We start from the raw sequence: 21589 nt of genomic DNA, 5'->3' as shown, positions 1-21589 counted from the left end.
TTCCTCCTGGCTATTTATTTTCGGTTGGCGAACCAAAAATATTTTAGCACCATGAGGAAGTTTTTTTAATACCACGCTGTAAGCTTTTTGGAACCCTAGGCATAGCCCAGGGTTTTCTTTTCTATAAAACAAACAAAAAACCGTCATTTTGATCAATCACTTTTCAAAATCACGGTTTTTAATTGCAGTTGCATGTGGAGAATAGAGTTTTTTGTTTTAAGCTACAGTATCTGTTTCTCTCTAATGTCATTTATTAAAGATGCCCCCATAAGAGGACAGATCTTTAAACCTGTCTACTTTAAAGGGAGCATGTTACTACTTAAATGCTGTTTCAAACTGATTGGCATTTCACTTGGCACTCGAAAGACTTTAAAACATTTGATAGCCTTTTTTACGTAAAATCCGGATGACGATACCAGCTACGATAGCACCAGCTAATCCACTACCCAAAATTAATAAATCAGATAGAGCAAGGTTAGCAAATCCAGTGATTAATTCACTGAAAGCTGTTTTACTATTGGTAAAATATTCGATAAATCGCACATCATCAACGATAAATATCGTGATAATGGGATAAACTACAGCCATAATCCAAGTCATACGTAAAAGCATATTCAAAATAAAACCGATTCCAAAAAATAAAACAAAAAATAACAGCATGGAGATCGGCAAAGTAACAATCGTTATTTGCATTGAATACAAGCCTCCTTAATATCAACATAAGTGTACTGAATGTCCTTTTGCCCGTCAATGAAAAAGATGGTTATGAGCTAAAAGTTATTTAGCGGAAGTTCCTAAACGATACAACTATGCTCCAACACTTAAAAAGTGCTCAAACAAAAACAGCTGTAGACATGAACTCTTTACATTCGAGCCTGTCTACAGCTATCTAATTGCTTTTTTATGATTTTTTCATTTATTAAAGAATATTAAATTTTCCTTTTTTCAATACTAAAGAAGGTCCGCCAATCATGTAGAGAGAGCGATTATCGATCACTTTTTTCATAAATGAAGCGGTGCCGCCAGTCATTTTCTTACCAAAGGCTACACCAATTGCATCATCTTCCCCTAATGAACAAACTGTTCCTTTAATATCCGGTGTAAATGCCTCAAGTTCTTCCTTGCCACGAATGAGTGCGACCAGATTCTTTGCACATGTCACACCTTGCTGCATCGCAATTTGCGCTGTCGGAGGATATGGACGATTGATTTCTTCATTAATAATTAAAGAAGAATCGCCAATGATAAAGACATCATCATGACCTGGTGCCCGTAAATCTGGTTGCACCTTTACACGGCCACGCATTGCTTCAAAGCCAGATTTCTCAATAAGTGAGTTTCCTCTAACTCCAGCTGCCCATACAACCGTTCCAGCTTTAATTTCTTCCACTTCATCTTCGCCTTTTCCAACGATAATTCCGTTCTCAGTCGCTTCCTTAACGGCAGTACCGATCATGAAGGTAACACCTTTTTTCTCTAACTGCGCAACTGCATAATTCACAAGTTCTGGATCAAAGCCTGGTAAAACAGTTGGAGCAGCCTCTACACAAATAATTTTTACCTTATGAGGATCGATATCGTATTCACGGCATAATTCCGGCACACGATTAGCTAGCTCTCCAAGAAACTCAATGCCTGTGAATCCAGCTCCACCAACAACAATCGTTAAGCGCTCGTCCTTTTTCTCTTTTTCATTATTGTATGTCGCAAATTGGTATTCAATATGCTCACGAATTTGACGTGCTGCGTTCACATTGACGATAGAAAATGCATGTTCCTTTAAACCTTTAATTCCAAAAGTTTCTGCTTCAGAACCAACCGCAATGACTAAATAATCGTACGGTAGCTCTCCTTCTTGTAAAATAACTTTTTTCTCAGCAGTATTTATTTGTTCAACTGTCCCTTTAATAAATTCTACTTTATTGCGATCAATGACATCTTTAATATCATAACGAACTCGGTCATGATGCAATGTTCCAGCAGATGCTTCATGCAGCCAAGTCGTTTCATAATGATAATCATGCTTATTTACAAGCTGAATATCGACTTCATTCACTCCAACCGCCTTTTGTAGTTTTGTTGCGGTCATTAATCCGCCATATCCGGCACCTAAAATAACGATCTTTTGCTTTTTCAAAGTGATCACTTCCACCTTTTTGTTAGAATTTTTTTCTCTCTTCTCTGCATACTCTTATATATCTTCACCACATTCGCTAATTATAATAGTATATATCAAGAAAAAAGATTGTGATCTTCTTCACGAATGCAGACAAAAAAATGTTAAAAAATTGTCACAGAATGTTAACATATTATCTAAATTACATGATATTCTTTTTTATTTTGTTTTTCAAGTTAAATATGCTTAAAAAGAAGATATATTTATAGTCCTTATGTTATAAATCTTCGGAAAAATCATAAAATAAGACCTTCTTATACTAGACTATTTTCGTATACTCCACGCAAATTTTCCCATGAAGCCGCGGGATTGACAGAGACGGATGTAAGTTTCAATTTATTTATGGTAATATATAAGTTGGTAATCGTACTATTCAACCTGGGGGGATTTGGAATGAAAGAGGATCAAAAAATTTATGATATAACGATCATCGGTGGTGGACCTATTGGATTATTCACAGCTTTCTACGGGGGTATGAGACAAGCAACTGTTAAAATAATCGAAAGCCTACCTCAGCTTGGTGGACAACTTTCTGCTTTGTATCCTGAAAAATACATATATGATGTTGCTGGTTTTCCAAAAGTTCGCGCTCAAGAGTTAGTTGATAATTTAAAAGAACAAATGTCTAAATTTGATCAAACCATCATCCTAGAACAGTCTGTTGAAAAAATCGAAAAACAAGATGACGATGTTTTTAAGCTTACAACCAACAAGGAAATTCATTATACAAAAACGGTTATTATCACAGCTGGTAATGGAGCTTTCCAACCTCGTCGACTCGAGCTTGAAAACGCTACCGAATATGAAGGGAAAAATCTTCATTATTTCATTAATGATCTCAACCAATTTGCAGGACAAAAAGTCGTTGTTTTCGGAGGCGGCGATTCTGCAGTCGACTGGGCTTTAATGTTAGAACCAATTGCAGAAAAAGTATCAATTGTACACAGACGTGATAAATTCCGAGCCCATGAGCATAGTGTTGAAAATCTTCATAATTCGAAGGTTGATATTAAAACCCCTTATGTTCCTGCCGAATTAATCGGGGATGTTAGCGGCATTAAGCAAGTAGTTCTTCAAGAAGCAAATGGAGACGAAAAAATAACTTTAGATGTCGATGCAGTCATCTGTAATTACGGCTTTGTTTCTTCCTTAGGCCCAATTAAGGAATGGGGACTTGAAATCGAAAAGAACTCGATTGTTGTCAACTCAAAAATGGAAACAAACATACCTGGAATATATGCCGCAGGAGACATCTGCACATATGACGGAAAAGTTAAATTAATTGCCAGCGGCTTTGGCGAGGCACCTACTGCCATTAACAATGCAAAAACCTATATTGACCCTAAAGCAAAAGCACAACCACTTCATAGTTCTTCTATGTTTAAATAATTGAAAGAGAGCAAAGTCTTCCTTTGAGAGGCTTTGCTTTTTTTTTGAATTTCCCCATTATGTAATAATTTTTATGCGACATCCTCATTCAGAAAAATCGTTATGAATTAAATTTAGATTAAGAGCATCATGACGAAATACTTGAAAAATGGAGGTTTAACTTTCGTTTCACTAAGGTCGACTAAAATGAACCTAAATAATCATTTGAATTTTTTTCCATTCATATAACATAGAAAATTACTCGAAGAAGGAAATGCTTTACAGATATGTTCTTTGCCTCATCCAAATTTGCTTTGTTAAAAAATAATGATTTTCTATTAATTCTTCCTCTCTTTTTTCAAATAATTTTCTTTCGGCCTTAAGTAATACAAAACCGATGTTCTCCATCGATTTGCAGGAATTCGTATTATCTTTCCATGCACCTGCATGAATTTCTGTAATCCCTAATTGAAAAAAAGCAAAATCATAAACAAGCTTACGCGCTTCCTTTGTAAACCCCTTTCTCCAATATTTCTTTCCAATACGTTGTGCCTCAGTAGCTATTTTTTTATCGCCGTTATTTATGGGAGCAATCCAGTACGTACCAATAAAATCATCTGATCCATTTCGAATAACTGACCAAGCAATAATATTTTCAAAATCGCGATATTGGCAAAGAATTCGATATGTTTCATTCTCATTTGCTGGAATTTTATTTCTTGTCCATAAATGCATATCCGGTTCCTGAAATATTTTGTAAAACACTTGATTATCGAGATCAGGATTAATATTTCTAAGCGTAACCTTTGTTCCTATTAAAGTAGGAGCTTCTTTAAAAAAATTCATTCATCCCACCCTCTTGCATTAAATTGATCTCACTAAATGATATTGTTCTTTTTAGGAAAAATAAACCACCTGATTCGTTTGCAATTATACGAAATACATATTCACTCGCTTTACTCAGTTTTGCAGTTAATTTTAAAATTCGCTTTTTTAAACGACATTATTTCGTGTGGAAGTAAGGTTTCACACGCTTTTTAATTTAAAATAGAAAAAATAAAAAAACCTTCTCAATATCGAAATCTTGATTGAGAAGGTCAATTGTGGACAGTTTTTATTCAATATAGCTTAACAATTCTCCGGAGTACCTGTATTCGTAGCTGTTCTGAACGATGAGCCACATCCACAAGAAGCAATCGCGTTTGGATTGTCAATCGTGAATTAGTCGGATAGTTTTTCGCTAGCTTAATACGAAAATATCAGCGTTTCTTCTATTATAATAGGGTTGTTTTTCGCAAATAGTATTGTGGATAGCGAATCTTATGACGGTAGATGTCGCTAACACCATATTACCCAAACATTAATCAAAAAACAACCATATGTATCCGACGACGCCCCGTAGGACATCGCCGTCTTTCCGCTATATTACTTCGCTTGCCTTCGTGCTTTCATCGCCACAATTTGCGCCTTCATTTCTTCGACGTCGCTTAACGGCTGTTCGCTGCGTTTCGTCCTATCCTCTACGACAAGACTATCGTTTAGCATCGACACCGTTTTAAGCAATAATTCCGCCGCCTTTGCCGACGGTTGGTTCGGCTTAGTTGCTTGCGCAAATAAAGAATCGATGACGTCAGGAATGCGATTCATCGTGTTACGTCCGATTTCGCGTTTTATTTCGTCTTGAAACGCCACGTCTTGGCGCCAGCGATAAAGCGTTTGCCTGCTTACGCCCACCTTATCGGCGATTTCTTCGTGTGTAAGTCCTCCTTGTTTCGGTTGCGCTAAATACTTAATTGCTTCAATTTGTTCTCGTTTTAACATTTCATTTCCTCCTTAACGAGTTCAAACGGCGCGGAGGCGCCAAATGTGACGGACTCCCCGCGTGCGTTCGTAAAGATTAACCGCTCCATGTTAGCACCCCCATATCTTCCGCCATTCTTCGCATAATACGTTCTTGTTCCCTGCGTTCCTTTGCCGGCGAAACATCTTCCGGCAACTGCTGATTGACCGTCATGTTGACAACGCTTGGTCGGTGGTTTTCGTTTTCTAGCGCATGAGTAAACGCAAATGCTCGAGTCGCTACGTTCGGCGTATCGTAAGACATGTCGATAGATGACGAAACAGCTTCCGATACTTTTTCGCTCATTTTAATAAGTCCGTTAAGCGAGTCCGCCAACCCTAGTTCTAGCCCTTTTCCGATGTTCCGCCCTTGCCCTCGCGTTAATCGTGACGGCGAGTGTATGTCGAAAAAGCCCGTGACTGCGTTTGAGATACCGCTCGCGATTGATTCTACCGTTTCTCGCACTTCTCTTGTCATCGAACCGATTCCCTTAATTAGTCCTCGTATAATGTTTTTCCCTATTTCTACAAGGTCTACATCTTCAAAAAACTTTTCAATGTTGTTCCAAATGCTTTCTGCGGTCTCCTTAATAGATTCCCATGCGCCTTCCCAATCTCCTTTTAATAAATTCATCACCGTGTCAATAATGCCGTAAACGAAGTCAATTGAGTTCTGAACGGTTGTTTTTATTAATCCCCACGCTATAGTAACAACACCGGATATGATGGGCCAAACAGCTTCAAATATTCCTTTAATGATACCGAGGGCAGACTCTATATTATCTTTGATGCTACTAAGGGTTCCCTCAATTACTGATTTGATGGCACCCCACACCGTTGAAGCAATATTGGTGATAAAGTCGCCATGATTTTGCCAAAACTCTTGGATTTTACCTAAAATGTCTTGTATAAACCCCCACACCGTTGATAAAACCTCATTTATCACATTTAATATTGCTGTCCAGATTTCTTGCGCCTTTGACAATATGGAGTCGCTATTTTCAGACCAAAATTCTCGGAGTTTTGTAAGTTGTTCATTGATGAAGTTAATCGCTAGGCTAATGCTATCTTTAATAAAAGCAAAAGCTGTGTCTACTCCGTTTCGGAACCACTCTACGTTCTCATAGGCTGCTTTTAGACCTATACCTATCCCAGCAATCGCGGCTATCACTAACCCAATCGGACTCAGTATGGCACTAAAAACCCCACCTAATGCGGATAAAGCCGTTCCAAGCATCCCAAAACCGATAACCATCGACGGAATCGCACCAACTATCATCAAAAACAATCCGCCAAAAATTAATAAACCCGCACCTAATGCGGATATAATGGCAATCATTGACTTTGTTTTTTCGTTTAATCCGTTAAACCAATCGACGGCTTGTTGTACAACCGAAGTAATAGCCGACAACGCTGGTAACAACGCACTCCCTAACGATATTGAGGCTCCCTCAAATGCCGATTTAAGTAACGTTAGTTGTCCGTTTAAGTTATCAAGCTGCTTGTTGGCTACTTCCTCGGCTGTGCCTCCTGAGTCTCGTAGCGCTTGCGTCATGTTCTCAAGGTCGGTCGAGCCGCGATTCATTAAAATTTGCCAATGTTTAAACGCTTCCGCTCCGAATAGAGTCGTAAGGGCTGCCGATTTTTGTTGCGCATTCATGCCTTTCATGCCGGTTTCTAACTCTTTAATAACGTTTGGCATCGACTTCATATTACCTTCACTATCAAAAAAGCTAAGTCCTAATTTTTTCATCAACGTTTCCATTTTAGCCGTGGGTTTAGCAAGTCTACCGAGTGAAGTTGCGAAGGCTTGCCCCGCCATTGACCCTTTAACCCCGCTATCCGCTAATGCCATAATAGCCGCCGATGATTGCTCGATATCCCATCCGAGTGCATTTGCGTTTGCCCCTAGATATTTAAGCGCCTCGCCTAATTGTGCAACGTCCGTATTTGCGCTTGTTGATGCTTTGGCAAATACATCGGCAACATATCCGGCTTTACTAGCTTCAATTCCAAACATCGACATCATATCTGACGTAATATCCGCCGCTGTAGCCAAGTCGAGCGCTCCGGCACTCGCAAGGTTAAGCATGCCCGGAAGTCCCGCAATCATTTCCTCTGTTTTCCAGCCGGCAAGTGCAAGATACTGTAATGCCTCCGCACTTTGTGACGCCGACCACGCTGTCAACTCTCCGGCTTTTCTTGCTGCTTCGGTAAGTTTGGCTAACTCATCAGCGTTGGCCCCCGATATAGCACCGACACGGCTCATCGTGCTTTCAAAGTCCGCGGCAGTTTTAACCATTCCGCCAAGCCCAGCGGCGACTGCTATGCCCGCACCTGTTGCGATGGCACCGACTTTTTTTAGTGCTTGCGATGATTGATTTAACCGACTCTGCATATTCGTAATTTGACTCGTCGCATCTCGCATGCCGCGCGTTAAGCCGCTAATATCTGCACCGATTTTAACGAGTAGGTTTTGTACCGCCGCCATGCTGCGCCTCCTTCTCCATATTCGCAAGGTGTTGCGCCGCTTGTTTTTGGTCGCCCGTCATACCGGCATTTATAGCCGCGATAAACTCATCGATTGTTTTAACGAGTTTAGGGCCGTGAGTCTTGTCTTTGATTTTTAGTGCCGTCTTTTTAAGCGCTTGAAGCTCCGATAAAGCTTCGACATGGTTACGGTTTCCGCGAAGTTTTTGAACGGCTGCCCCAATGCGTAGAATTTTACTTACATCTCTTTGTCTCAACTTAGATACCCCCATATGGTATATTTTTAGTAAAATAAAAAGCAGCGTCACATGGACGCCACTCTTATCGTGTTACTCCCTTAAATGCTCGTTGTATAACTTACTAACCCTCGAGTTTACAAATTTGCAGGAAAATTGCGGGGCTATTAATACGGTATATGCAAACGGATGATAAGCGATAGTGCCTGCTCATCCCATTTTTTTATTCGGAAATTCTCTTCTATCATCAACTTCTCCAAATGATAGCGCTCTTTTTACTTCATATTCAGTAATCCCAAGCGGTCTATATTCACCCCTGTTCCAAAAAAAGTCAGGGTCGTAAATACTTACAATTCCGCCTTTTCTGGTAATACTGTTATACTCTCGATTTGTTGAGTCTTTTATATCGTGAAAGTACTTTACAGTCTCAAGATATTCTTTCTTAAGTTCCGCTATTTTCTTATAAATGCGTGCCTCTTCCGCACGATAATACTCCGTGTACTCTTTTTCAGCAAGCGCCTCAATTTGCGCATTTATTGACGCTAACTCACTAATATCGGACTGAAAAACTGTTGTTTCACGCTGTCGGGAACCCGCAACTTTTGCAGTCAATATCACTTCTTCCCTCTCGAGTTTACTTATTTTTTCCTCTAGTTCATCGCTAGGAGTTTCTGCATATTCAATAACGGCCTTTTTCAACTCTTGTTTTACTTGTGATAATTTGGTTTGATTGGCATCATTAAGTTCTTGAATCCTCCTCTTCTTTTCAATAGATTTCTCTTGCAGTTCTTCACGTTTTTTAATTAAATCTTCTAGTGCCTTGCTTTTTTTAAATTTTTGCATCCTATCAATCTCCCTATCTGATTATTTTATGCGGATTAATAAATCGGTCTTTAAACAGTTGCCACCGACCTTTTATTGTTCGTAGATTCTCCACTCTATCCACCGCTTCGTCTATGGCTGTTGCTTGGAAAATATCTGCATCCTCGATGTCGTATTCGCCAGCGCCTACCTCATATGAGTCAAAGCGACGGATTATCCGTTGAGTCGTCCGCTCAAGCGAAGGATATAGCGCACTTTCAACGCCCATGACCTCCAAAGCAAGTGGATAAAGTGTCGAATCGAAGTTAATGTGGAGTTGAATGACGCCCTCCATCTTGGCGGCTTTGCGTAACGCCCTTTGCATTGCAATATGTCCGCAATAGCTTTCGTCATGTCTACGCTCGCCAACAGCAACAAAAGTGCCGCTATCCTTTATGCCCTCATAGTTTGAGATAACATACGAGTAAACGGTGTGCTTATCGTCGCCCGCCGTTGCTAAATACAACGAGTATTTCATTCGCCAACACCCTCTGCCGCTTCAAGCGCTTGGATTTTCGTTTGGATTCTCATGAGTTTAGTTAGTTCTCTCGCGTCACCAGTAGGACGTGCAACAAAGCCCTCGTCTCCCCACGTTTTACCGTCGCCAACATAAGCCGCCTTTTCTTTTTCATACAGTTTTTTTAGTTGCTCAAGACTCATATCCGCTAATGGGTCAGCCGGCTTGTTTACCTCATAATCTCCTTGACTGATTTCCGATGCCGCCTCTATCATGCGTTTTTTAGCTTGCCGATACTCACTATCTGTTATGTCCCGAAAAGGTCGTAGTGTTCTTTCATACCTCATTACTTTTTGTTTTGCTTCTAGTACCTCGCGCTCTAGTTCCGCTCTTTTTTCTTCCCAATTTGTCATTTTAAAACCTCCGTAATATTTGTTTTATATAATCCGGCAGTACTTCGCTAATGGTATACGTCATTACTCGTTTCCGGACTCTTGGCTTTCGCTTTCGTTTATCCTTTCGCATTCTTTTTGTAACCTCCCTATCACATCGTCCGCCGATTCATGTCCAATTACACAAGGGACACTAGCGCAATAGTGTACTGCCTTAATCGCTTTTTCAATCGCTTCAATTTCAGCTAATTGTTTATTTTTAGCCATTGAATGCCAACGACTATATGCAACTTGCTCCCCTTTATCAGTTAATACCTCGTAATCTAGCAAATACGTGTTGTTGACTTCCGACGCGGAATATCGAATATGTGCGATTTCATTTGCAAAGAACGGGCGATACCCGTCTCGTTCTAAATAAGTCTCAGTAACACCACTACGACCGTATTCGCTAACTCTATAAACACACTCCATAAAGTCGCCTCCATTAATTTATAAAGTGTTCCCCTCATTACTTGTCACGCTTTTAAAGTGCAGTATTCAGTAAAGTAGGGTATTTGGTACGAACTCCAAATAATTGCATTTCAAAAAGTTGTTATATCAAGGTCTTTGCAACGTCAATCCCGTGACATTTTCCTACGCTCTTTCTGTTTTCTAGCCCTCGCCTTATCCCGTTCATTCAACTTCCGACAATCATCGCAGTATTTCGACCGATTACCTCGTTTTACAAACGACGTCCCGCATCGCAAACACTCCGCTAGATTCTTCTTTGTTCCTTTCAACGGATGCCTTCTCGAAAATGATTCGAGATACTCATCATTAAGTTTTGCGTCTATCGGCAACACATAGCGCATGAAATACGGGCAGACATTACCGGGTAGGCTGTCCGTCTTAATACATACGACACATTGACGGCTCATTTGTAAGTCGCATCGTCCGCCTTCTTTGAAATTAGCGCAGTTGTGGCGGGCAAGGCTTCCGAGTTTTGATTGTATCGAGTTAACTTTCCGTTGGTTCATGCGAAAGCCCTGTTGAATAAGGCCGCGATGAGTCGCCCGTTTTTCCAAACTTCGGCTATCGGCTGGCGCCCTTTTCCTATTTGTTCATAAATTTGTTTTCGATTATCTGTGTACACTGTTGATACTCCTCGTATTTTGTGATAATGTTAATTTGGGAAAATATCTTCCATTTTTCTATAAGACTCAAAAAAATATAATAAGTTGTCATCTATTTCAAATTTTTGAGCCAATCGCGCGCGTACTTTATCGGAAATTGGACGCCTGCCTGATTCGATGTTAGCGATTGCCGATTTCGATAAATTAAGTTTTGCGCCAAATTCTTCTTGTGTCATGCCTTCTCGCATCCTTAAAGCCCTAAAGAGATTTCCATTCATCACAAACCCTCCTTTTGTTTTCAAATAAACCAATAAAATAACGGACAAACACCGCGCGCCAGTATTTGTCCTTCTATTATATAATGGACTTTTCCTCGGCTAAATCACCCTTTTCGCCCGTTCTCTCGCTTTTATTCGTTCTCTCTCTAATTCGCAAGTAGATTCGTCCGTCACTTCATAGACTGGCGTTTTTCCTTTCACACGATGCGCTTTTATTCCGTATTGCATATCGCAAACATGACGTCGAAGGTCGTGAGCATAGAACGCACTTCCGCAAATCTCACATTCTCTTACTCTCGATAAATCTAGGCTCTTAATTTTACGCATCGTTTCCGCCTTTTTGAATCCGTATTCCTCTGCGAATGTCGTAGCATAAAACTCCGCAAACTGTTTAACGTGTCGTAGTTCTGCGCGAAATTTGATTATGTCCGGTGAATGTTCTGCGAAAAGTACGTCTTCGATAGAGTTTTCCGCGACAATACTATTTTCGCGAACAGAATACGGAGGTAAACGCGGCTCTTCTCCCTTTTGTTCTGCAATATCATCCTCGTATTGAAAATATATCGACCGTTCGTTTTCCTGGCGTTCCCTCGCACCGTTAACGGCATGGTCGGGATTATTGACGGGATATTCTTCCGAACGCTCTGCCACTTGGTCGACTCGCATGATAAAATCCGCCAATACTTCCGCGACCGTGTAATCACGGCTGAAATCTCTTTTGGCAGTCGCCGGATGCCGAATGAATGCCTTATCGATTTTCACCTTCGTCGGATCGAGCCATTGCTTCGCGAACTGTTCCGCTAGTCGATTGCGCTCGTCGGTCGTGTATGTTTTCGTGTAGTGCACGTACCAAAATACATTTAATGCGGCTTGTACGTCTTTTTCTTGCGGTGTCTTGAAATCTTTTCCGCCTCCCTCTTTCCGTACCTTAGTCAATTTCATTGATTCCCTCCTTTTTGCGTGACGGTCATCTAATGCCTGTCTGCTGTTGGTATATCCTTTTCTTTAAAAAAGAACTTATCGCGAAAAATAATATATATATATATAAAGGGCAGCGCGAATGAAATGAGCGCAATCTTTTGTTGTGTTGGTATGTTTACGTTGGTATGTTTACGTTGGTATGTTTAGAAGTATATCTAATACCTGTTAGGAAACGGTTATCTAATGCCATTCTCCTAACCGCTCTCTAATGCCTATCTCGCAAATAAATAGACGAATCCGGCACGACTTTTTCCCCGTCCTCATTCACGATATAGCCGTCGTCACTAATACGCGGACAGAATGAAACAATATACCACTTACCGTTCCAAACTTGCTTTTGACGAATGAGTCCGTTCGCTTCTAAAATATCGGACAACGGTTTAATACGTTTTTGAGCAATTCCCAAATCACTCGCGATGGTTGTAACCGCAGGAAAACTCGCCCCGAATCTATCGCTAGGGCTTCCGTCGGCTCGCGTATGAGTTCCGTCGACATACGAAAGTAGGTAAAAATATAGTGCAATAATGTCGCGAATCTGTGGCTTGTTCTGCTTTCGACCGAATGCAGCGTTATGCTCGGCAATTATCCGCGGAAATACCTTGCGCAATAGGTCGAGGTTATACATTTCGTAGTTCCTCCCCTCTAGTAGTTGGCGTTTGTTGTTCGGCAATGGCTTCGTTAATAGTTCTGTTTCAATCATTTCGAGTCCCCTCCTTATAAATTTTCGAAAAAGCCCGACGAGTGCCGGGCGGTTGCTTTATGCCGATGTTGCTATGTCGGATAACTCTTTAATCAATGATTCCGCGATAATTTTGTCACCTTTAACCTCTCTAACTAAAATTCTAAACGTTTTTTCTATAAACGATTGAGATTCCGATATATACTCCTCGCTTAATGGTTTTAGTTTTTCATCAATTGCTCCTTTTGTTATTGGTTCGCCACGAAATGCACTTTCAAGTAATAATTCTATTTCTTTATTCATACATCCAACCGTGAATAGCAATCTATCAAGCGAAGCTTTAGTTCCTTTTATCGGCCTTGAATTTCTTAGTTCATCGACATTTTTACTAATCATTAGGTCTAATTTATTACAAGATGCGTGAAAATAACTAAGGTTCCCACAATCCGCAGATTCTACCTTTTTAAAAACCAACCCTCTTGTTTCATTAAGCTTTCCGATGGTACTCTTAAAACGTAATACACTGATTAATTTAACTTGTGCCATTCCAATCTCTCCCTTAAATTTAATAGTTTGATATATGTCAACGCAGCCCGCCTGCGATTATTCCATTATTATTTCAACTTTTATGATGCGGCCATTTTCATCCCTCTTAGCAAAGACGTCATACAGTCCGTCACCATAACCCGGACTAAACCCTAAACAAAAACCGTTAAGTACCTGCCCACTTCTAGCCTCGTTGTCAATCAATTCGCCAATTTCCTCGCATTTATCTTCAAGCGATTCTTTTACGTAGCACGGGTCGGCAATCATTAACATTCCGCTATCGACACTTACATTGCCTAAGAACTCTTTAACAACAACCTCTTTCCTGTATAAGTTGTACCAATCCGTCAGTTTATCGACTAAACCGTCTGACTTAGTAACACGTTGCAACTCATACTTATCGCCGAGATCCATCAGTATCGCGACTCTTTCCGGGTCCTGCATTTTATCCAGAATGATAAAGTCCACCGCTTGTCCACTTTCTACTTCAATTACCTCATAAAATTTCTTTGCCATTAAAGTACATCTCCTTTTAATATGTTTTATAAAGATCGCAGTCACCTGCGGAATTTCCTCTTACCTTTATTGACGCACTACTTTTCATTTCGCACACATATTCGGAAAAATATGCTGTCGTACTATTAAACGAGACTTAATTTCGTTTCGCACACTTTCAAGTTTGAACGATTAATTAAGTTGAAGGAGCGGAACTGAAAAAATACCCCTCTATATATGATTTGCGCTCGATTTTGCGAATTTTGGGTCATCCCATTTATTGCCAAACACTTAAAACCCCATTATATAGCTACTTAGCATCGCCAAAAAAAATTTTCCACCTACTATAACTACCCCCCATCTCACAACGCAGTTTGGTACATCCTAATTATTTCCAAAAGGGAAGAAAACGCCATTATAGCGCGGTTTTAGCCCCGCAAAATATTTTTTTAAAAATTTCAAAACAAGTAGTAAGTTATATATGCGTTGGTGTAGATTAAAAAGCGTGAATCATTCTGTCATATAATAATACCCGCGAGTTTTTATTTTCGGACAAATTTTTCCGCCTTCACAAAATTAAACGCAAATAAAATCACGCCTGCGCACTTTTACGCAAAAAAAATTAAAAAAAACTATTGCGAACATACGTTCCTTTATGCTATTATTTAGACATAGCCAAATAAGCCTGATTTAAACGCCAATTTTAAACCAAGCTACTCAGCTATATTTTTTAAAATTTCGGGCACGGAGCCGCCAAACTCCACGCCCCAACTATCGACCGCCAAATCGATAGTCATACCGCAAGTGTTGCCGCACTTGCCTTCGGACTCGCCCCCGCCTAATTGAGCTGTCCACCTTTGACACGCTTGTTGCCGCAAGCATGTCCGAGCCAGTTCGCCTTTTGCATTAGGGCACTACGCTCAACCCTCCGCCAGCCGTTCAGCATCATCGGGTCGACGCGGCAATCTAAGCGGACTGTGCATCTGCGAAACTAGCAAATAGAGTTTTTGCAAACGTGCGGTCGAGTTCATCGCAGCCGAGACGGGCTTTAGGTGAAACCTCCGGAAAGATTTCGCGAAATTGAGCCGGTGAAAGATTAACGGGCTTAACATGCGGATAGTCAACGAGATATAAATTCCAGTAGCCAACGACAGTTTTAACGAATTTCACTTGAACAGGCTTAACGATTAATGGTTTTAACATAATAAATCACTCCTAAGATTAATTATTTTGCAAAACGACGAACTACTTCCAAAAACGAGGCTTTAGCCAGCCATTCAAAATCTACATTCGCGTCAAAGTCTATTAGTTCGAATCGCGAGCAGTCATCAAGGTCAACGTAGTTAGTAAATGACTTATGTACTACACGGAAAACCCAACTATCGCCGGACAAATCGATTAAAATGTTACCCGCCAAGATAACAACCTTTTGCTTCGATTCTCCAAAGTCCGGGTCATTTACCGCCGTATAAATTATTTCCTTATGTTCAACTAATTGCGAAATACGACCTTCGTCGTAAATCAAGTCAAATTCAGCAGAACATAACGGACATTTCGCGAAAATACTATCGGAATTAAAGCTAGTAACGATAAGGTGAGTGTACGACTTACATTCGTTACAGTATTCATTCTTTACGATTTCCACACGATAACCTCCATATTTTTTAATCTATAAATTCGTAATTTATGTTCGACTTCTTGTACATAGATTACAACATCTAAAATAACAAGTCAACAATTTTTGTGCAAAAAATTTGAGAAGTCGAATAAGATGTTTAATTTATGCTATAATTTATACAGTTAAAATATGGGGTGAAGTTGCATGGAAACGGCAAAAGGACGGAGAAAACCGGAGAGATTAAAACCATCCTACAAACCGATGGAAATTACGTTAATTAAGCGTGATAAAACAAGAACGGATTTACGCCGGGAATTAAAAATATCACCGTCTACGCTTGCGAAAATGAGCAACGGTGAGTTTGTTGCACTTGATGTTATCGCTCTAATCTGCGAATATTTAGATTGCAAAATTGAAGAAGTAGTCGAGTTTATTGAAATTAAAGAAACCGCCAATTAAGGCGGCTTTTTTTTGTTTCTTCGGGACGTTTGCGTTTTACTAATTCCCGCTTTTTTTTGAAAGTCGTTCTGAAGTACTCCCCTTTTTATCGTCTACATCATTTGATGTTAACGATATTTCTTGGTATTTTATTCCCCCCCCCTAGTTGGCGTTCTTTTTCTTTCCGCCTTTCTTTCTCATAATACACTCGGATAATTATTGCAGCTTTTTGTCGCCTTGAATCAGTCCGCGCTCGAGCGCCCGATAAATCAACCCGATTGCGTCGCTGTCCGTCAACTCGCCCGCAAGTAACTTCGCCCGCCATGACGGGTCGAGCGCTTTGTCGCCGTGTACGTCAGCGTTTGATAAACGGTTAAGCACGACGGATGTTGCGCCAATTCCCACGAACGGGAATCGGGCAAAACCGCCATCGATTTTACTAACCGTAGAATTTACGGTCACAAATTAAAAACAAGAATCGCTTTAATACGTTAACGTACGAAGTGTGACCTTATTCGTACAAATCGCCCGAAAGTGTGACCTTATTCGTACAACTAAAAACCGCCTTCCACCTTACTCCCCCAACGGTTACAGCGATTTTAGGTGTGAAATTTATTCTTAGTCTTGTAAACAAGCCTGTGTCGCTAACGCTCCACTATCTGCGATAAAGGTATTAAGTAATAAAAGCGCAGCGACATATATGAGCGATAGCGAATATTGGCGCAATCTTTTGTTTGTTATTATTAAGTTCGTTATTATTACGTTTGTTATTATTACCGTCACTGTACGGTGATTTAGGTCAATCACTATAGAGTGACTTAGGTAAATCACTGTAGAGTGATTAACGTTATCTAGCGTGCTTCTGCGCCCATTTCGCCATACCTTCGTGCACTTCTTCGTCAGTTAAAGCGCTGTAATATTGCGGATAATATAACTTATCGCGTTTGTTTCCGGCATAGTCGAAAGCCGTGCGCGGGCTTCCGCTTCCTTTAACGCCTTTTTCACCTCCCGAAGTTCCCGAACCGTCATTTCGTCGACTGTTTTCGTTTCGCCTGTTGACGGGATGGTATGCGGTTGGTCGCGTTGCTCTGGCGGTAACGTTGCGATTTCGTATAGTGCCCGGAAAGGTAAATGCGACCACGTGGTCGGCTTTGCGCTAAACTCTTCAGCAACTTTCATTAATCTTTGCGCTTGTCGTTCATGAATTTCGATACTTTCTAGCCACTTTCCGAACTCCCCATGCGCCAAATCGTTTTCCTTAACGTGTTTCAACCGGCGTCCAATCTCGAATATTGCTTCGCCAGCCACTCGTTGATATGCGTTTATCTCCGCCGTGATTACGTTTAGGTCAGTCGAGAGTTCCGAAGCGCCAAAAACCTCGGCTACTTAACCGAGGCTTGCTTACGCTTTTACCATGTTATTTTTGGCGACGTTCTCACCTTTGCGCCCTGTGCGATTATGTTTTCTGCCGGGTCTGCAATCGTAATTAAAACGTCAAACTCATCGTATAGTTCCCCATAGTAATCTTTCGTGGGCGTGCTGCCGTCTGTAAACGCGGATAATTGTCGGATGAAATTGTCGCCTATTTCTTGTGCCGTTTCTTTGTTGGTTGACGCACCTACAATCACCGCAAAGCTTATCGTATCGTTCTTTACAGATATAGCTGCGTCGCTCACTTCGGGCGTTTGCAAGGTTGTCTCAACGGCCATATCGATAGCTGTGTCAGTCACTTCAAGCACCACCGACTCGCGCTCTTTTTCCGGTTCGACTTCGACTTTTTCCGGCTTTTTATCATCGTTCACCTCTGCTTTCGGCTTGTCTCGCTCGAGTTCTTGCGTTTCCTCTCCTTGCGACGCAATGGCACCTAGTAATAAGAACACAAGAATCGCAAAAAACCACCAACGTTTGTAAAACGGTTTCTTCGCCTTTTCCATCGTCACCCTCCTTGTTTGTCTAACAACCTATACGTCTATTTTAGCGTAATTGTTTCGAATTTTGGAAAATTATTCTAGCGTGTGCAGTTCTTTTTTAGCGTGTGAATTTCGTGTGATGGCGTCAATTTACCCCCGGAGTATAAAATTTTGCACGAATTTAAGACGGGCCTGAGGAGGCGGCTAGGATTTTGACCACGCCCCCCCCCTTTATCACCCCACCGTATTAAAGCGGGTTGTATGTTGTCCTACGACTGAATATGAATGTATACCGTATGCAAATCGACTTCCCATAATATTGATTAGGTAAACTAGCGCCTTTATGTCGAATGTGTCAACGGTGCATACTCGCGCCCATTCCGTAGTTAACATAACGTATTATGCGTATGCACTCATTTATACAACGTTGATATAACGCTGTTCATACGACCGATAACCGAAGTATTTCCCGATATTACTGCATATAATAGCGCCTATTTCCCTTATTATTTCCGCATAGTTGTACGGTTGGCTGCCCTCGAGTTTTTGGCGGGGTCACGCGTCGGGCGGCGTCGGCTGGTAAAATAGCGGTCGTTATCGCTGTATTGTAACATCATGTAACGTAAGATTCCGAGTTTCTTCCTATATATACCGTATGGGGGTATCGATGTTACAAACGAAAACGCCACCCGTTAAGGTGACGCTTAAATCAAACTCGCTTATTTCGAATGCTATTAATCGGCGAATACTCGTCATGACTACGACGCATTTCCGTAGTATCCATTTGAATATATCGCCTCATAGTACGTATATCTGCCCATCCGCCCATCTTCTGCAAGGTGAACGGGTCACAACCGTTAAGTACCATATTTTTCGCCCATGTATGGCGGTAGACGTGGCTCGTTACTTTTTTACCGTTGATGCCTGCCTTCTTTGCATAGTATTTCAATCGTTTATTTAACTGGTTCCACCCGAGGTTTTCACCGTAACAGGACAAGAATAAGCGGTCTGTTTTAAAATGTTCGCGGTTCTCCGAGATTAATTGCAGCAATAATTTTGCAACATATGCGGAGAACGGAACTAGACGAGGCTTGCGGTTCTTATTACGATTACCCTCTAACGTTATAAACCTTGTTTGAAAGTCGATTTCAGAAACTCTTAGATTAATTAATTCATTCATGCGAATTCCTGTATCAAGTAGAACATTCATAGCGACAAAGTCACGAAAACCCACATAATCTTTCTGATTCGGTTGAGCAAGGATTGCCTTTACTTCATCGTCCGTAAAACAGTTTGTTAAATCGATATCTGTACGCAATTCCTTTAAATTACGAATCGGATTTACTTCGATGAGTTGCTCACGTTCTAAATGATTAAATATGGCGCGGTAAGTGCGAATCCGAATATTTATCGATGCCTCTTTAAGTCCGACGCCTTGCTTTTCCGTGTCTATATACTTATGCCCATCGTATCGCTTAGCGTCATAACGCAAATAGTTTACGTAGTTTTGAAAAACGTCTTTCGTAAGTTCGTCTATCGTTTCTATTTCGTAATTTTCTCTTAGCCAGTCCGTGAAATACTTCCACATCTTACCGTAATCTCTTAACGTCCGCTCGCGCAAGCCTTCCGCTTGCTTTGCCGCAATAGTTAAATCAATCGCTTGGTCTAGCGTAAGTTTCGGATATTTTTGCTTATCCGATATTTTGCCGACTTGCTTCCTTCTCGCCCGTTTTTGTAACGCCATAAATAAAAAGCCTCCCTAACGATAGTATTTGAACATCTACCGTCAAGAAGGCGTTATCCGCAACCTATATCCGCATATTTCGGGGTTGTGTTTATACAATTGCGGGGTTGTGTTTGCTCAAATTTCAAGCGTTATCCGCAACCCTCCGAAATAGTTTCCGATTAGCTTAACGACTAAATATCACGGAACCTAAAACGGCTTAAAACGTTGATATGACGCTAACAATTCTCCGGAGTACCTGTATTCGTAGCTGTTCTGAACGATGAGCCACATCCACAAGAAGCAATCGCGTTTGGATTGTCAATCGTGAATCCGCCGCCCATTAACGATTGCTTATAATCAATTTTCGTCCCTTTTAAAGCTGGAGCACTCTCTTTGTCAACTAAAATCTGAATTCCATGCTGTTCAAATTGAGTGTCCCCCTCTTCAATTTCATGGGCAAAACCCATGCCATACGACAAACCACTGCAACCGCCACCTTGGATAGCAACGCGGAGATAAGCTCCTTCTTCCTCATTTTCTTTCATCATATCCTTTATTTGCAAAGCAGCAGCTTCTGTAATAGTTACTACATCCATCAATTTTCCCTCCTATTCTTTAGGATAAAAAAGTTAGCAAGTAATACTTTCATTCTTGCCCTTCTTACTACTTAGTATATACAGCATTTCACCGTTCCTCAACTAGCCTGCTTGCTTATTAGCTGTTTTTTTATGGAAGCTAATGATGAAATTGAGTAAAAAGTAGTATGTATTTCGATGCGTTCATCTATAAAAAATGCGATATAATGTAGACATGTTAGAATTTTAGCATATAGAAAGGGTGAAGGGCTTTGACAGAATTACTTCCATTATATGATAAAAATTACGAATGCCTTATGTGTAACAATAGCTTTACCTCAAAGAAAGCTCGCTCCCGTTTTGTTAGAATGGTAAAATACGACACTGACTTTCGGCCGATCTATTCAACTGATGGTGTCAATCCGTTGTATTACTACGTGAAGGTTTGCCCACATTGCGGATTTTCATTCTCCGATGACTTTCTTCCGTTTTTTGCACCTGGAAGCAAAGAAGTAATAACGGAAAAAGTGTGCAATGAATGGGTTTCACAAGATTTTGGCGGTGAACGTAATGCACAACAAGCAATTCACACACTTAAGCTTGCATCATACTGTGGAACGTTAAAAAAAGAAAAGCATATTAATCTTGCTGGGTTATATATGAGACTTGCGTGGCTCTATCGTGAATTAGAAAATAAAGAACAAGAATTGCGGTTTACGAACTTGGCTTTAAACGAATATGTGGAATCCTACACAACAGATGATTATAAAGGAACACAGGTTACAGAAGTGCGCATGTTCTATTTAATAGGAGAATTATCAAGACGGACTAATAATATTGACCAAGCCACCAAGTATTTTTCAAAAGTGATTGAGAACCAGAAAAATACAACTGAAGCAACCACTGTCGAAATGGCGAAAGAACGCTGGCAAGAAATACGAGAAATGCAAAAAGCAGACAATCTTTAAAAATTGACGATAAAAAAGAGGCACAATGAATTCTCTGAGTTATTTTTTCACAAGTGTTCAATGAGGACAAATCCCCACTAAAGCTCCCCTTCTTTCAACTTTTGGAGAACATAGAGTGTAGTCCTCATTAAACGCTACAAACATCATTCATTTCACTATGTCCCAGTTCTTCTCTTCAAATAGCAAGAGCTTTAGCTGACTATCTAGATCAGCATCTGTTCTTCTAAATACTGATAAATATTCTCCACCAATTGTTCCGGTGTTTCCCCTGTGACGACTGTACCTTCAACTAATGCATAGTGGAAAGCTGCACATTTTCCACAATAATTTAGACAACCGTATTCGATAATATCCAAATTAGAGTCCTTTTCCAGAATCTCTCTTGCTTTTTGAGAGCCGCTCGCAAGATTGCTAATACAAAATTCGATCATCGGTCTAAACAAT

At 40.6% G+C, this 21589-nt stretch carries 25 protein-coding genes and 1 pseudogene; 3 read left to right on the top strand and 23 right to left on the bottom strand.

Going from position 1 to position 21589, the window contains the following annotated elements; genetic code table 11:
* Positions 1–369: 369 nt before the first annotated feature.
* On the bottom strand, positions 370–693 hold the full coding sequence (locus PZE06_RS18910) for a YuiB family protein (protein ID WP_275791876.1): 324 nt from the start codon (positions 691–693) through the stop codon (positions 370–372).
* Positions 694–919: 226 nt separating this feature from the next.
* Positions 920–2137, bottom strand: a complete 1218-nt coding sequence (locus tag PZE06_RS18905) for an NAD(P)/FAD-dependent oxidoreductase (RefSeq protein WP_306421269.1) — start codon at positions 2135–2137, stop codon at positions 920–922.
* A 432-nt stretch (positions 2138–2569) separates the two neighbouring features.
* Between PZE06_RS18905 and PZE06_RS18900 the strand changes: the two genes are divergently transcribed.
* Positions 2570–3565 carry an NAD(P)/FAD-dependent oxidoreductase gene (locus tag PZE06_RS18900; protein ID WP_275791874.1) on the top strand — a complete coding sequence of 332 codons (996 nt, stop codon included), beginning with the start codon at positions 2570–2572 and terminating at the stop codon, positions 3563–3565.
* Positions 3566–3823: 258 nt separating this feature from the next.
* Here PZE06_RS18900 and PZE06_RS18895 read toward each other — a convergent pair whose 3' ends face one another.
* From PZE06_RS18895 to PZE06_RS18820, 16 genes and pseudogenes are all read right to left on the bottom strand, one after another.
* A complete protein-coding gene (locus tag PZE06_RS18895; RefSeq protein WP_275791873.1) occupies positions 3824–4390 on the bottom strand; it encodes a GNAT family N-acetyltransferase in 567 nt (188 codons plus the stop codon).
* 282 nt (positions 4391–4672) lie between these two features.
* A pseudogene (locus tag PZE06_RS18890) lies at positions 4673–4765 on the bottom strand (iron-sulfur cluster assembly accessory protein); the annotation flags it as partial.
* A 204-nt stretch (positions 4766–4969) separates the two neighbouring features.
* Positions 4970–5365, bottom strand: a complete 396-nt coding sequence (locus PZE06_RS18885) for a phBC6A51 family helix-turn-helix protein (protein ID WP_275791872.1) — start codon at positions 5363–5365, stop codon at positions 4970–4972.
* Positions 5366–5441: 76 nt separating this feature from the next.
* Positions 5442–7874 (bottom strand): phage tail tape measure protein, encoded by a 2433-nt coding sequence (locus PZE06_RS18880; RefSeq protein WP_275791871.1) that lies wholly within the window; start codon positions 7872–7874, stop codon positions 5442–5444.
* Positions 7846–8130 (bottom strand): hypothetical protein, encoded by a 285-nt coding sequence (locus PZE06_RS18875; protein WP_275791870.1) that lies wholly within the window; start codon positions 8128–8130, stop codon positions 7846–7848. The genes PZE06_RS18880 and PZE06_RS18875 overlap by 29 nt, the downstream gene beginning before the upstream one ends.
* A gap of 189 nt (positions 8131–8319) precedes the next feature.
* Complete coding sequence (locus PZE06_RS18870; RefSeq protein ID WP_275791869.1) at positions 8320–8952, bottom strand: hypothetical protein; 633 nt, start codon at positions 8950–8952, stop codon at positions 8320–8322.
* Positions 8953–8965: 13 nt separating this feature from the next.
* A complete protein-coding gene (locus tag PZE06_RS18865) occupies positions 8966–9448 on the bottom strand; it encodes a hypothetical protein (RefSeq protein WP_275791868.1) in 483 nt (160 codons plus the stop codon).
* The gene (locus PZE06_RS18860; RefSeq protein WP_275791867.1) at positions 9445–9840 is read right to left on the bottom strand and encodes a hypothetical protein; all 396 of its coding nucleotides are present in this window, start codon (positions 9838–9840) and stop codon (positions 9445–9447) included. The genes PZE06_RS18865 and PZE06_RS18860 overlap by 4 nt, the downstream gene beginning before the upstream one ends.
* A gap of 63 nt (positions 9841–9903) precedes the next feature.
* Positions 9904–10290 carry a hypothetical protein gene (locus tag PZE06_RS18855; RefSeq protein ID WP_275791866.1) on the bottom strand — a complete coding sequence of 129 codons (387 nt, stop codon included), beginning with the start codon at positions 10288–10290 and terminating at the stop codon, positions 9904–9906.
* A gap of 691 nt (positions 10291–10981) precedes the next feature.
* Positions 10982–11209, bottom strand: coding sequence for a helix-turn-helix domain-containing protein (locus tag PZE06_RS18850; RefSeq protein WP_275791865.1), 228 nt, complete (start codon positions 11207–11209; stop codon positions 10982–10984).
* A gap of 99 nt (positions 11210–11308) precedes the next feature.
* Positions 11309–12151, bottom strand: coding sequence for a hypothetical protein (locus PZE06_RS18845; RefSeq protein WP_275791864.1), 843 nt, complete (start codon positions 12149–12151; stop codon positions 11309–11311).
* A 244-nt stretch (positions 12152–12395) separates the two neighbouring features.
* Positions 12396–12890 carry a hypothetical protein gene (locus tag PZE06_RS18840; RefSeq protein WP_275791863.1) on the bottom strand — a complete coding sequence of 165 codons (495 nt, stop codon included), beginning with the start codon at positions 12888–12890 and terminating at the stop codon, positions 12396–12398.
* 57 nt (positions 12891–12947) lie between these two features.
* Positions 12948–13415 carry a hypothetical protein gene (locus PZE06_RS18835; protein ID WP_275791862.1) on the bottom strand — a complete coding sequence of 156 codons (468 nt, stop codon included), beginning with the start codon at positions 13413–13415 and terminating at the stop codon, positions 12948–12950.
* Positions 13416–13472: 57 nt separating this feature from the next.
* Positions 13473–13931 (bottom strand): hypothetical protein, encoded by a 459-nt coding sequence (locus PZE06_RS18830; RefSeq protein WP_275791861.1) that lies wholly within the window; start codon positions 13929–13931, stop codon positions 13473–13475.
* A gap of 945 nt (positions 13932–14876) precedes the next feature.
* Positions 14877–15113: a hypothetical protein gene (locus PZE06_RS18825; protein ID WP_275791860.1), complete on the bottom strand. Its 237-nt coding sequence runs from the start codon at positions 15111–15113 to the stop codon at positions 14877–14879.
* A 22-nt stretch (positions 15114–15135) separates the two neighbouring features.
* On the bottom strand, positions 15136–15555 hold the full coding sequence (locus PZE06_RS18820) for a hypothetical protein (RefSeq protein WP_275791859.1): 420 nt from the start codon (positions 15553–15555) through the stop codon (positions 15136–15138).
* Positions 15556–15732: 177 nt separating this feature from the next.
* On the opposite strand from PZE06_RS18820, the gene PZE06_RS18815 reads away from it, so the two are divergent.
* The gene (locus PZE06_RS18815) at positions 15733–15987 is read left to right on the top strand and encodes a helix-turn-helix domain-containing protein (RefSeq protein ID WP_275791858.1); all 255 of its coding nucleotides are present in this window, start codon (positions 15733–15735) and stop codon (positions 15985–15987) included.
* An 882-nt stretch (positions 15988–16869) separates the two neighbouring features.
* Here the strand turns inward: PZE06_RS18815 and PZE06_RS18810 are convergent.
* From PZE06_RS18810 to PZE06_RS18795, 4 genes are all read right to left on the bottom strand, one after another.
* Positions 16870–17274, bottom strand: a complete 405-nt coding sequence (locus PZE06_RS18810) for a DUF3102 domain-containing protein (protein ID WP_483314078.1) — start codon at positions 17272–17274, stop codon at positions 16870–16872.
* A gap of 101 nt (positions 17275–17375) precedes the next feature.
* A complete protein-coding gene (locus PZE06_RS18805; protein ID WP_275791857.1) occupies positions 17376–17900 on the bottom strand; it encodes a hypothetical protein in 525 nt (174 codons plus the stop codon).
* A 685-nt stretch (positions 17901–18585) separates the two neighbouring features.
* Positions 18586–19620: a tyrosine-type recombinase/integrase gene (locus PZE06_RS18800; RefSeq protein ID WP_275791856.1), complete on the bottom strand. Its 1035-nt coding sequence runs from the start codon at positions 19618–19620 to the stop codon at positions 18586–18588.
* Between the two features lie 218 nt (positions 19621–19838).
* A complete protein-coding gene (locus PZE06_RS18795) occupies positions 19839–20201 on the bottom strand; it encodes a HesB/IscA family protein (protein ID WP_275791855.1) in 363 nt (120 codons plus the stop codon).
* Positions 20202–20449: 248 nt separating this feature from the next.
* Here PZE06_RS18795 and PZE06_RS18790 point away from each other — a divergent pair, with 248 nt between their 5' ends.
* On the top strand, positions 20450–21145 hold the full coding sequence (locus PZE06_RS18790) for a DUF2225 domain-containing protein (RefSeq protein WP_275791854.1): 696 nt from the start codon (positions 20450–20452) through the stop codon (positions 21143–21145).
* Between the two features lie 203 nt (positions 21146–21348).
* On the opposite strand, the gene PZE06_RS18785 is transcribed toward PZE06_RS18790, so the two are convergent.
* Entirely contained in the window at positions 21349–21588 is a 240-nt protein-coding gene (locus PZE06_RS18785) for a YuzB family protein (RefSeq protein ID WP_275791853.1), read from the bottom strand.
* Position 21589 lies beyond the last annotated feature (1 nt).

This window comes from Robertmurraya sp. DFI.2.37 (assembly GCF_029211245.1).
GTDB classification, from domain to species: Bacteria; Bacillota; Bacilli; order Bacillales; family Cytobacillaceae; genus Robertmurraya; species Robertmurraya methanolica_A.
The sequence above is the reverse complement of the archived record's forward strand: the minus strand, read 5'-3'. Positions and strand labels throughout refer to the sequence as shown.

Excerpts from the sequence above, each read along its gene's own strand:
- PZE06_RS18815 (WP_275791858.1), top strand. The coding sequence starts at position 15,733 with ATGGAAACGGCAAAAGGACGGAGAAAACCGGAGAGATTAAAACCATCC.
- PZE06_RS18800 (WP_275791856.1), bottom strand. The coding sequence starts at position 19,620 with ATGGCGTTACAAAAACGGGCGAGAAGGAAGCAAGTCGGCAAAATATCG.
- PZE06_RS18895 (WP_275791873.1), bottom strand. The coding sequence starts at position 4,390 with ATGAATTTTTTTAAAGAAGCTCCTACTTTAATAGGAACAAAGGTTACG.
- PZE06_RS18805 (WP_275791857.1), bottom strand. The coding sequence starts at position 17,900 with ATGGAAAAGGCGAAGAAACCGTTTTACAAACGTTGGTGGTTTTTTGCG.
- PZE06_RS18885 (WP_275791872.1), bottom strand. The coding sequence starts at position 5,365 with ATGTTAAAACGAGAACAAATTGAAGCAATTAAGTATTTAGCGCAACCG.
- PZE06_RS18845 (WP_275791864.1), bottom strand. The coding sequence starts at position 12,151 with ATGAAATTGACTAAGGTACGGAAAGAGGGAGGCGGAAAAGATTTCAAG.
- PZE06_RS18840 (WP_275791863.1), bottom strand. The coding sequence starts at position 12,890 with ATGATTGAAACAGAACTATTAACGAAGCCATTGCCGAACAACAAACGC.
- PZE06_RS18855 (WP_275791866.1), bottom strand. The coding sequence starts at position 10,290 with ATGGAGTGTGTTTATAGAGTTAGCGAATACGGTCGTAGTGGTGTTACT.
- PZE06_RS18835 (WP_275791862.1), bottom strand. The coding sequence starts at position 13,415 with ATGGCACAAGTTAAATTAATCAGTGTATTACGTTTTAAGAGTACCATC.
- PZE06_RS18910 (WP_275791876.1), bottom strand. The coding sequence starts at position 693 with ATGCAAATAACGATTGTTACTTTGCCGATCTCCATGCTGTTATTTTTT.
- PZE06_RS18830 (WP_275791861.1), bottom strand. The coding sequence starts at position 13,931 with ATGGCAAAGAAATTTTATGAGGTAATTGAAGTAGAAAGTGGACAAGCG.
- PZE06_RS18900 (WP_275791874.1), top strand. The coding sequence starts at position 2,570 with ATGAAAGAGGATCAAAAAATTTATGATATAACGATCATCGGTGGTGGA.
- PZE06_RS18860 (WP_275791867.1), bottom strand. The coding sequence starts at position 9,840 with ATGACAAATTGGGAAGAAAAAAGAGCGGAACTAGAGCGCGAGGTACTA.
- PZE06_RS18865 (WP_275791868.1), bottom strand. The coding sequence starts at position 9,448 with ATGAAATACTCGTTGTATTTAGCAACGGCGGGCGACGATAAGCACACC.
- PZE06_RS18850 (WP_275791865.1), bottom strand. The coding sequence starts at position 11,209 with ATGAATGGAAATCTCTTTAGGGCTTTAAGGATGCGAGAAGGCATGACA.
- PZE06_RS18825 (WP_275791860.1), bottom strand. The coding sequence starts at position 15,113 with ATGTTAAAACCATTAATCGTTAAGCCTGTTCAAGTGAAATTCGTTAAA.
- PZE06_RS18880 (WP_275791871.1), bottom strand. The coding sequence starts at position 7,874 with ATGGCGGCGGTACAAAACCTACTCGTTAAAATCGGTGCAGATATTAGC.
- PZE06_RS18870 (WP_275791869.1), bottom strand. The coding sequence starts at position 8,952 with ATGCAAAAATTTAAAAAAAGCAAGGCACTAGAAGATTTAATTAAAAAA.